General features: G+C 31.3%; 11 protein-coding genes. All 11 read right to left on the reverse strand.

The window, feature by feature from the left end:
• Positions 1 to 5: 5 nt before the first annotated feature.
• Positions 6 to 764 (reverse strand): MurR/RpiR family transcriptional regulator, encoded by a 759-nt coding sequence (locus B5E48_RS03175; RefSeq protein WP_087304069.1) that lies wholly within the window; start codon positions 762 to 764, stop codon positions 6 to 8.
• Positions 765 to 886: 122 nt separating this feature from the next.
• On the reverse strand, positions 887 to 1,315 hold the full coding sequence (locus B5E48_RS03180; protein WP_087304070.1) for a DUF5301 domain-containing protein: 429 nt from the start codon (positions 1,313 to 1,315) through the stop codon (positions 887 to 889).
• Positions 1,308 to 1,535 (reverse strand): phosphopantetheine-binding protein, encoded by a 228-nt coding sequence (locus B5E48_RS03185; protein WP_087297983.1) that lies wholly within the window; start codon positions 1,533 to 1,535, stop codon positions 1,308 to 1,310. Before B5E48_RS03185 ends, B5E48_RS03180 begins: the two co-directional genes overlap by 8 nt.
• A gap of 4 nt (positions 1,536 to 1,539) precedes the next feature.
• Entirely contained in the window at positions 1,540 to 2,721 is a 1,182-nt protein-coding gene (locus tag B5E48_RS03190; RefSeq protein WP_087304071.1) for a diaminopimelate decarboxylase family protein, read from the reverse strand.
• Positions 2,714 to 4,222: an amino acid adenylation domain-containing protein gene (locus B5E48_RS03195; RefSeq protein ID WP_087304072.1), complete on the reverse strand. Its 1,509-nt coding sequence runs from the start codon at positions 4,220 to 4,222 to the stop codon at positions 2,714 to 2,716. The genes B5E48_RS03190 and B5E48_RS03195 overlap by 8 nt, the downstream gene beginning before the upstream one ends.
• 1 nt (position 4,223) lies before the next feature.
• The gene (locus B5E48_RS03200) at positions 4,224 to 5,345 is read right to left on the reverse strand and encodes a hypothetical protein (protein WP_087304073.1); all 1,122 of its coding nucleotides are present in this window, start codon (positions 5,343 to 5,345) and stop codon (positions 4,224 to 4,226) included.
• Positions 5,346 to 5,356: 11 nt separating this feature from the next.
• Complete coding sequence (locus tag B5E48_RS03205; protein ID WP_158097252.1) at positions 5,357 to 6,715, reverse strand: MBOAT family O-acyltransferase; 1,359 nt, start codon at positions 6,713 to 6,715, stop codon at positions 5,357 to 5,359.
• Positions 6,716 to 7,153: 438 nt separating this feature from the next.
• A complete protein-coding gene (locus tag B5E48_RS03210; protein ID WP_087304075.1) occupies positions 7,154 to 7,735 on the reverse strand; it encodes a TVP38/TMEM64 family protein in 582 nt (193 codons plus the stop codon).
• A gap of 141 nt (positions 7,736 to 7,876) precedes the next feature.
• On the reverse strand, positions 7,877 to 8,353 hold the full coding sequence (locus B5E48_RS03215) for a pyridoxamine 5'-phosphate oxidase family protein (RefSeq protein WP_087304076.1): 477 nt from the start codon (positions 8,351 to 8,353) through the stop codon (positions 7,877 to 7,879).
• Between the two features lie 126 nt (positions 8,354 to 8,479).
• A complete protein-coding gene (locus B5E48_RS03220; protein WP_087304077.1) occupies positions 8,480 to 9,565 on the reverse strand; it encodes a 6-phosphofructokinase in 1,086 nt (361 codons plus the stop codon).
• A 4-nt stretch (positions 9,566 to 9,569) separates the two neighbouring features.
• Positions 9,570 to 11,624 carry a polyphosphate kinase 1 gene (ppk1, locus tag B5E48_RS03225; protein ID WP_087304078.1) on the reverse strand — a complete coding sequence of 685 codons (2,055 nt, stop codon included), beginning with the start codon at positions 11,622 to 11,624 and terminating at the stop codon, positions 9,570 to 9,572.
• Positions 11,625 to 11,878: the final 254 nt, after the last annotated feature.

The raw sequence follows: 11,878 nt of genomic DNA on the forward strand, positions 1-11,878 counted from the left end.
CTCACTTATTCTTCTTCATAAAATTTTTGATAATATCTGATTCTTAATAAATCTAAAATCATCATTGTCTGATAGCTAAATTCCAAACCATCAAATGTTCCTAAAACATGAACAACGTAATCAGGGCAGACATTTTCAAACTGAATATATTTTGTATTTTGTGTCACTAAAACAACATAAGCATCACATAGATGCTGATTGACCATTTTTTTCGCATTTTGTTCCATTGTACGTCCTGTTGCTGTGATAAAGATGACAACATCATCTTCAGAAAATGTAAAACTTTTATCAAAATGATGATATTCGATTACTTCTTTTCCCAATGTAATCAAATCAGTCTGAAAATCAACTGCAATACTGCTTGGATATAGTGCTCCCACAATAACAACTCTTTTTGCATGAAAAATCAAATCACAAATCTGATCAATGGTATGTAAAAACTCTTCTTTAGAAAATTTAATGTTTAAATGTGATAAAAACTTATCTACAGAAGTATGTAACATTCTGGCATTGATCTGGTCCAAACGAATTTGTTTATCAATGATAAGCTGTTGATGAAACTCTTCATAAGAATGAAATCCAAGATGATAAAAGAAGTCTTGTACTTCTTCTTGAGAACACTTTGATGATTTGATAAATTGTTCTAAATCATATTGACAGATTTCATTATAATGTTTAACCACAAAGCTACCAATACGATACATATGATCATCATTTAAGCAGCCATTTAAATATTTTAAAATACGTGATATTAATATTTCCATCCTTTCCACCCCTTTTTTCTATTATACAACAAAACAAGAATGAAAACTAATATTTCTCCCACTATAAAATAAATCAATCCATACAAAAAGAGGCACTCATGCCTCTAACATACACACTACTCTTATCTAAGATAACGAGTAATACTGTTATATTCATTCTCACTCATCTGATAAATACCATTGTAGGGTTCCTCTATATAATATTGATTATCTTTCTTATAAAGATAGATAAAGGTTATGTCACCATATTTTGAATGAAACTCAAGTCTAATCTTTTGACTAACATTGAAAGGAGTATTATTCATACTCTCTTGTTGAGTTTTTTTCCCTTTCAAGAGAGTAGCAATATCAGCTATTGCATCTTGATCGGTCAATTCCTGAATGGTCTTTTTTTGAATTAAAACGATACTTTTTATTTTTTTTAGTTGAGGAACCTCAATCTGATAAGTGGTTCTAGATATATACATTCCATATAAAATACCAATAATAAGCATTATAATTGCTGTTACTTTCATTCTTTTTTTATAAATATGTACATGTTTTCTATTCATCTTTTAATCTTTGTATCATTTTCCACATAGCTTCTGCAGAATTAAAGTTTTCTGGAACGATATCTGAAGCTCCAATCTGAACATCAAACGTATCATTGATTTCAGCTACAATTTCTAAGATTGCAAATGAATCCAATTCACCATCATCAATCAATGTCTGACATTCTCTAAAATCAATATCACCATCAATTTCTTCTAATAATTCTAATAATTTTTCCATTTTCTTATTCTCCTTTGTAATTTAATATATTTGTTTCAAAACGACTACGTTGTAAACATAATCCATTCTGTTTTGAATAAAGATAAATACTTGGTAAATCACGACTTAAAAAGAGCGATATACCTTCACACATTGCATATGCACCTACTCGTTGAAATTCTAAAATATCTCCAATCTGTGGATTCTCTAAAGGTAAAGCCTTAACCAGATTATCATTGATTGTACACAAAGACCCGGACACATGACATTGAATAATTTGACCATTTCCTTTTTCTTTTTTGATTTGACGATAATGTGGAATTTTCATAGCCATCATCTGACCATAATATGTTATCTGATGCATCCCACCATCAACAATGCAATAGGGAACCTGATTGACTTTATAATCCACAATCTCGGTATAATATTGTCCACAATTAGCTGCAATAAATCTCCCTAACTCCAAAATAATCTGCCCTTGAAAATGAAGTCCCTCTAAAAGTTCTTTAAAACCTTTGAGAAGTTCGACTTCATCATAGACCTGACTTCCATGAAAATATTCCACATAGAAGCCCGGTCCAAACTCCAATTTTTTTGCAACATATCCATACTCTTTTTCTAATCGCTGTAAAAGTGTATCAACATATTTGAGTTCTTGTTCATATAACTTTAATTTTTTTCTTTGAGTTCCAGAAAAATGTTGAATTCCAACAATTTCAACATGAGGATATTGTTGGCGAGACTCAATGAGATGACATATCTCTTTTTCTGACATACCAAACTGATTCCCTGTTGTTATTCTCAGTAATACTGGTACCTGACAATCTAGTTTTTTAGCTATTTCATGTATCATAGTAAACTGATGTACAGATTCACTTGTATAAACAAGACAATCACGATATGTCTTCATAACCTTTAAAATATCATCAGCGTTTTTATATACACCCGATAAGACGACTTTTTCCATAGGTATGCCTGCCCTTTTACAAATTTCAAATTCACCATGAGAACAGACTTCATAACAATCAATGAGCCCCTCAATACTTTTAATCACAAAGGGATTAGCTTTCATAGCATAACATAACTGTATATTCTTTCCTAATATGCCTTGAATAAACTCTATTCTTTCTTGTAAAACATCTATGTCAAATACATATGCTGGTGTTGCTAAATCTGTGATAACATCCTGATACTGTGGTTTAAACATTGCAATCCTCCTTCATCATTGATTTTAATTTCTGTCTATCAATCTTTCCATTTTTTGTGAGAGGGAACCCATGAACCTTATAAAAAATATTAGGAATCATAAAGGCAGGTAATTCTTTTTTTAAAACACGTGTCAATTCACGACGTTCAATATCACCATCATAGAAAGCAATGATTTTATGATTTTCATAAAGGCAACAAGCTCTTTGAATCGTTTCAACATGTTGCATGGCCTTTTCAATTTCACCCAGCTCAATTCTATGTCCCATATGTTTAATCTGAAAATCTTTACGTGAGGCAAAACATAATTCACCTTGTTTGTTGTAATAACCTAAATCACCAGTACGATAAATGATTTCTCGATAATAAGGATTCAGAGGATTTTGACAAAAAGCCTGGTGTGTCTGTTGTGGATTGTTGTAGTATCCTAGACTGACGGCAGTTCCACTGACACAGATTTCACCCAAGACATCTGGTATTATCACTTCCTGATTGTGTTCATCCAAAAGAAAGACTTTTTCATTTTGAAATGCTTTTCCAATAGGAATGACATCATCCTGATCCATTGGACTTATTATATGATAAGCACAATTACATGTGATTTCTGTTGGCCCATATAAATTAACATACATTGTATCTGGTAAATAAGACTGCCAGATACGAAGCTGTTTCATTGGCATGACTTCACCACTAAACATTACTTTAGATATCTTATGAGGTACTTTATATTCAAACCCTTTCAAAGTTGAAATAATGCAAACAGCTGATACAGCCCAAATAATTGTTGTGACTTCTCTTTCACATAAAAAATCTAACAATTGAGTTGGTATTGAAAAATATTGCCTTGGTATAATTTGCATAGTTGCTCCCGTTTTGATTGTTGAATAAATATCTTTGACGGAGACATCAAAGTCCCAGGGAGCCTGATTCCCAATAACATCATTTTCATTAATATGAAATGTTTTGGTAAATGTTTCGATAAAATCAATCACACTACGATGTGCGACACATACACCTTTAGGAATACCGGTAGAACCTGATGTAAAAATTGTATATAACGGCATTGTATCCGTATGCTGACTCGCAATACTATCTAACTTTTTTAGATTAACATGTCCATATAAATCTTCTAATAAGATAACATCACTTTCCATTTGTTTCTTTTTGAGTGCCTCTATATATTTTTGAGATGTCACTATCATTTTTGAATCTAACGTCTTCATAATATGATTTAATCTTGTTTGGGGCTGTTTCATATCCAGCAAAACATAAAATCCACCAGCATAAACGACACCAAAAAACAGACAAATCGTATCTACACTCTTTTCCATAAAAATAGGAACTGGCTGCCCTATTGAAATCTTTGAAGCCAATGCACTACCAATCTCCTGTGCTTTTCTGTATAGCTCTTCATATGTTATTGATTGATCTATATCTGCAAAAGCAACCTTATCAGGATATTTTCTGGCACTCTCTTTTAAATAATCTAAAACATTATACATTTTATATCTCCTGTTTCTCTATAATTTCTTTAACTTCTTTATAGTTATATCTTCTCTTCTTTCCTAAACGAATCTGCTCATCTACCCATTTATATATTTTTTCATAAGCTGTCACTTCCTGTTGATAACGTTGAATTATCTTCTCATCATGTTGAGTATCTGATAAATGATACTTTTCATTCAATCGTTTTCCTAAATACATCGTTAGTTTCTTTTGACCATAAATATTCAAATGATTCTGATTATAAAAATCTGTCTGTGGATTTAAGCCAATCTCATCAACATAATCATCCATATCTATATACTCATAACCATATTGATGTATCAAAGCTTTTGCAGCGTTATTACGTTCACGTTCTGGTATCATTTTTTTTGAATAATAACGTGGCATATTGGTAAATAAAATATTTTTTAAACCATGATTTTGACAATAGTCTAATAACTCTTTGAGATGCAGTCCTGATAAACGATACATGGGTCTTTCTTGCGTATGTGTTTTAATAGGAATAGGAGATTTTTGTGGTGTAATTTGAGCTGTTCCTTGAATACCCATTGAAGATAAATGAATATCATCATGATGCGTTAATTCATCTATACTGGCATTGACATTATCTTTGAATTTTGCCCAATTAGAATGATATTTTAAAAATGGAACATAATAAGACAACCGATCATCTTCAGGAACCAGCTCTTGAATTGTCTTGATCTTATTTTGAGAATAAGGCATATTATCAATCCATGCTCTCAAAGATCCTTCTTTGCTTTCAAACTTATCATCATATAATATGCCATTAATATCAATAATAATCACTTTAGGATTTTGAGTCTTTAAAACTTCAATCAGCATTGATTTTGCAAGTCCCATAGGAGCACCATTTGTTCCAAGAGAATAACTCGTATACCCAAACTCTTTAAATGCTAGAGGGGCAGAATAATTCGTAAATGTTGTACTGGCTCCTATCATGACCATATCAAGACTATTGTTTTCTAACTTATAGAAGTTTTTGACACGTACAGCATCAGAACTATATGCCTGACGACACATTACAAAATTCATCCCACAGACCAGACCTGCAATGAGGATTGTCATAATAAAGATTTTGAATTTCTGAAATTTTGTCATATACTTCCTCCTTAAAACTGCATATATACAAATTGTGTTTGATCATATCCTGGGCCATACATGCCAAACAATAAAATAATGAGAAATGCAACAAGATAAAGTCCCCAGCGTATCCAGATAGACCTTTTTTCAATACGTTCACGAACACTTTTTTTCTCCTGAAGAATATCTACAATCAATAAAACAATCAACCCTATCAACAAAACAACATAATTTTTACCATTCAATCCAAATGAAACAAGCTCTTTTTTAATATCTAATGGAAATTCATAAAAATGAAAGCATTTAAGAAAAATACGCCATCCATCTGTAAGTGTCACTGCTCTAAAAATAATACATCCTACACAAGTTATCCAAAAGGTACGCAATATCTGAAAGAGCTGAAAGCTACGAGATTGAACAGATATATGTAGCTTTTGATTCAAATAATTCCAAACTGGTTTCATCAGTCCACTGATTGCTATTAAGAATCCATAAAAGATTCCCCAGATAATATAATTCCACTGTGCTCCATGCCATACACCCACCAAAAAGAAGACTAGTAAATTTCCTAAAGCGATAGGTAAAGTTCGACCAATGTGTTTACCAAAACGCTTCTTTGCGAATTTTCCTATTTGTCTAACCCCGGGAGTCAATGAGAATGGATAAAAAACATAATCTTTCATCCAACTTCCCAATGACATATGCCATCTTCTCCAAAATTCTGAAACAGTCTTTGAGAAATAAGGACGACGAAAATTTTCTGCCATGGTCATTCCCATTGTCTGTGCACATCCACGTGCAATATCTATACAACCTGAAAAATCAGTATAATCCTGAATAGCATACATAAAAACTCCTAAAGCAACGCCCATACCTGAGACATTCATATAATTTTCAAAGACAAAATCAGCTATGACTGCAGCTCTATCAGCAATAATCATTTTCTTAAAATAACCCCATAACATTAACTGTAAGCCAAATTTCAAATCACGATAACTTGCTTTTTTGGGTGCATAAAGTTGGGGAGCCAGATCTTTAAATCTACCAATAGGTCCCTGAAGAATTTGTGGAAAGAAAGACACAAATAAAGCCACTTTTGCCAGATTGCGTTCTGGTTTAATTTTCCCCCAATAAACATCAATCACATAAGACATGGTCTGAAATGTATAGAAAGAAATTCCCAATGGTAGGATCAGATGAAGTGTTGGTATCTGACTTCCCAAAGACAATGTTTCTAATAAATGATTCATATTTTCTGAAAAGAAATTAAAATATTTTAAAAATAATAAAATTCCAAAATTCAATACTAATGTGAGAATCAGTACTCTTTTTCTTTTCAAATGACATTTCTTTTTATATTCTTTTGTTGATGTTTGACTCCTTTCCATCTGATATTGCTTGCCCATATACAGAGTGGCCATATAAGAACTCAGTGTCGTCAACAAAATAAATATCAAGAACTTCACACTTGCATAACAATAAAAAAAGTAACTGGAAAGCAGCAGAAAAATCCACTTCCACTTTGCGGGAACAAGAAAGCTTCCGACTAAAACAAATAAAAAAAACAATAAAAAAACCAATGTATTAAAAGCCATAAAATCATTCCTTATCAATCTTATTTTTCATTTCTTTTTTACAAAATTCATCATATAAAATTGTTATGAAATTACTATGGAAATTTTGTGTAATTCTTGTGTACTTTATAAAAGTTTCATTTCAAAAAAAGAAGTCAATCATAACGATTGGCTTCTTTTGATATATCAATATAACATCACTTTAATCAAATCATTTTTATATGTATTAACCTGTACGGCAAATCTCAACATTTAAAAGAACTGTCCTAAAATGCCTAACAGCTCTTTTATTCCATAAGAATAGAAAAACAATCCTATTGGTTTACAAAGAATATTAATTATCATAAATTTTCTTGTTGACATACTGGTAAGACCAGCAATCATACATAATAAATCATCTGGAAAACCGGGCAGCAAAATTGCTAAAGAAAAAAAGATTTCAAATTTTTGACCTTTATCAAGCCATCCAATATATTTAACATATGTTTTTTGATCAGTGACTTTCAATATAAAATTTTGGCCATATTTTTTCACTAATCGAAAAACAATATAAGAACCAATAAGCAATCCTACATAATTATATAGAAAGCCTTCAACAGCTCCAAATACAATAACACCTATCCCACTACTGACACCACCAGGGATAATTGGAATAATGACCTGTACAATTTGAATAAGTATGAATATAACAGGTGCGATAACCCCTGTTCTTTTTAAATATAACTGTAGACTTTCTGGATGAGACAAATAATGGGATTGTCCCAAATAAACAATAAATAGACATAATGCAACAGTTCCTGCTACTGTTAACCATTTCGTTGATTTTAAAGTCATACTTTCCACCTCAGTAAAAGTATAACCCCAAAAAAAGAATAAAATAATGTACAAATTCTTAATATTTTCTAAATATTTTATATTTTGACTTATTTTTCTAATTAAAACAAATCAAAGTCGATCATGATTTAGACACACCCTTTATTTTTCATGAATCTTCTTACCTGAAATATGTTCAATTTCAATAGCAACCAGTTGAACACGATCAATACTCTTTTTAATGACATATTCCACTTCTTCTACTGTTGGGAAATATTTTAAAGCTAATGTTCTCGTTTTATCTTCTGTGACTTGACGATCTTCAATCAATTTGGCACGCCCAAAGACAACACAAGAGGATACATAAAAAGCCCAATCTCCCTCTACCAGATAACCATCATCCCATGTTGTCAAACAGATTTTATCATTAGCTTTTATTGCATCAATCTTATGTCCAGCTTTTGCACTATGAAAATAAATTTTATTTTCATCTTCATCATAATAAAAATTAATAGGAATTGTATATGGATAACCATCATCTCCATGAACTGATAATGCTGCTCTTCTATTCTTTTTTAATAACTCTTTAGCTTCTTCTACAGAAATCTCATTTTTCACTCTTCTCATGTTTCTAAACATAACAAAATCCTTCCTCTTTCATTATTCCTTTACTCTATTATAAAACAATTCTCTATCAATAGTAAAATGTTAAAAACATTAACAAAAAAATCAGACCTGTTAAATAAGTCTGATTCTTAATGATCTTCACTTTGACAAAGTCATCTCATCACCAAAAGAAATTCCCATCAGTTTAGCATTTTTGACAGTATCACCTTGTACATCAACATATTTTAATTTTCCAGCTGTTTCTTCTAATGGAATAGCATCAAGACGATGATTGACAAAAACAACCAGTTTTCCAAAATCCTTATTCATAATCAGTTTAGCACCTTCAATACCAAATAATGTTGATATTTCTCGATCATATGCACAAGGCTGTCCACCGCGTTGAGCATGTCCGGCACAAGATACACGTATCTCTTTATCAATATAATGTGATAACTTATTGGCAATTTCATAAACAACAGAATGTCCTTCTCGCGTTGCGACTTTCAATTTATAATGTTTCTTTGAAAGCAGTGATTCTTCTTTAGAAATAGCCCCTTCTGCACAGGCAATCACAATATGTTTTTTTCCTGCTTTCACTTTCTTTTCAATCTCTCCCGCAACAACTTCGATATCATAAGGAATTTCAGGTAATAGGATAATATCAGCACCAGCGGCAATCCCAGCTGATAAGCAAATATGTCCGACTTTATGTCCCATGATTTCCACAACAAACACACGGCTATGACTGGCAGCAGTTGTTTGAATTTCATCTAAATATCTTGTTGCGATGTCAATAGCTGACTGAAAGCCAAATGTATAATCTGTTCCCCATGTATCATTATCAATGGTTTTAGGCAACCCAATAACATTCAACCCTTCCTGTGATAACAGATTGGCAGTTTTTAATGATCCATTACCACCAAGAACAGCTAAACAGTCTAATTTTAATTTTTGATATGTTTTTTTCATAGCAGCCACTTTATCAAAACCATTTTCAATCACACACATTTTTTTAAATGGACATCTTGAAGTCCCTAAAATGGTACCACCAAGATTCAATATATCTTCAAAATCTTCAGGTTTCATAATACGATAGTTTTCATACATAAGACCTTTATACCCATCTAAAAAACCAATAATTTCAATATCTTTTTTCTGTTGATAAAGTGTTTTAGCCAGTCCTCTCATTGTCGCATTTAAAGCCTGACAATCACCACCACTTGTTAAAATACCCACTCTCACAATATCATGACTCCTTTACATCAATTCCTTTTTTAAAAAAGTATTCCTGACTATTCATTGCAGTCTGTTTATTTTTAATACGTTTATAACTTCCATCTCCCAATAATTCACAAGCTTTCACATTATCATTCAACATAGTATTAAACATTGAACAAATGATATTTTGAATCTTTTTATCGAAAATAGGTGTCGCAACTTCAACACGGCTTTCTAGATTTCTTGTCATTAAATCAGCTGAAGAAATATAAACTTTTTTGTCTTCACCAGTTCCAAAAATATAAATACGTGAATGTTCCAGATAACGTCCTACAATAGAAATCACACGGATATTATCAGTATAACCTTCTACATGAGGAATAATACAACAAATTCCTCTGACAATCATATCAATCTTAACACCAGCCTGACTGGCTTCAATTAACTTATTAATCATTGTTTTTGATGTCACAGAATTACATTTAAATCCAACATAAGCTTCTTTACCTTCTTTAGCTAATGCAATTTGTTCATCAATATATTCACAGATTTTTGACAACATACAGTGTGGTGCCACCATCAAATGCTCTGTATGTGACATGGTTTCCCCTAAACTTAAATGATTAAAGACATCATTAATTTCTTCACCTAATTCATGATGATGTGTCATTAAAGATAAATCTGTATAAAGTTTAGCGGTATTTTCATTATAGTTTCCTGTTCCAATTTGTGAAACATATTGAACACCTTGACTATTTTTATAAGTAATCAGACATAGTTTTGAATGAACTTTATAACCATCCAATCCATAGATCACACGACATCCAGCCGCTTCTAGACGTTTTGACCAGTCAATATTATTTTCTTCATCAAAACGCGCTCTTAATTCCACCAAAACAACAACTTCTTTTCCATTATCAGCTGCTCTAATCAAAGATTTAACAATCTTAGAATTTTTAGCGACACGATACAATGTCATCTTGATACTTGCAACATGTGGATCACGGCTGGCTTCATCTAATAGTCTTAAAAATGGTGACATGGATTCAAAAGGATACGCCAGTAAAATATCTTTTTTACTAATCTGTTTAATCATTGGCACAGCATTTTCAACCATTGGACTATTTCTTGGCTCTAATTTCTTATAAAATAACTGTGGATGTAACATACGTAAATGATCTCTTAATGTCCCAATAAAACCTAAATCTAAAGGAGCCTGTGATAAAAAGACCTGATTTTTCTTTAAATTCAAGAAGTTCATCAACATCATAATTTCCAAATCTTCCAATCCTTCTGAAATTTCCAAACGAATTGGACATAATTTACGACGTTGTTTAATCAAAGTTTCCATCATTTCACGATAATCATCATGTCCTTCCAAAGAATGATCATCTTCATCAATATCTGCACTTCTTGTCACACGAATAAAACCTTTATTTTTAATCGTATATTTACTAAAGACTTTAGATACAAAATGTAAAATAATATCTTCTACTAAAATAAACTGACCTTGCATACTTGGGACTGCCAACATTCTTTCATCAATAGCGTTACCACAAGAGACAATCCCCATTTTACGTTTTCCCTTTTTAGATTCTAACTGAACAATAATATATAATTCCTTATTATTTAAAAAAGGAAATGGCTGTCTTTTAGATACAACCTGTGGTGAAATCAAAGGTAAGATTTCTGAATCAAAATATTTTTCAAAATATTTACGATCCTCTTTATTCTTTAATTGATGATATTTGACAATACCCCAACCATATTCTTTTAAATCATCCATAATACGTGTATAGATACGATCTTTTTTACGATTTAAAAAACCAACTCTTGTTAAACAGGCTTTTAATTGTTCTTCTCCTGTCATTTGTGTTTTATTATCTTTAGAAGATGGGTAAAATAACATTTGATCATATAATGTTCCAATGCGCACCATAAAAAATTCATCCATATTGGATTGAAAGATAGATACAAAGTTTAACTGTTCTCCTAAAGGTACTTTTTTATCCTTTGCCTGCATTAAAACACGGTCGTTGAATTTTAACCATGATAATTCTCTATTTTCTCTACAACCTCTCATAATTTCCTCCTTATATATGTTAATAAAAAAATAATATGTCTTATTCATATAATCAAGCTTATTTATCTTATTTACAAAAACTTTAGGTTTTCTTTACATTGATTTTATATTTTTATTTTACACTTTTTTATCATGAAAATCTAACCCTAGATAAATGTTGGTAACTATATTTAAAATATATTGATTATATGGTCTTAAATGAAAATTCAGTTGTAAAGTCACTATATCTTAGCTCACACATGGAGTTCATGATC

The organism is Massilimicrobiota sp. An105 (genome assembly GCF_002161155.1).
GTDB lineage: Bacteria > Bacillota_I > Bacilli_A > Erysipelotrichales > Coprobacillaceae > Allocoprobacillus > Allocoprobacillus merdigallinarum.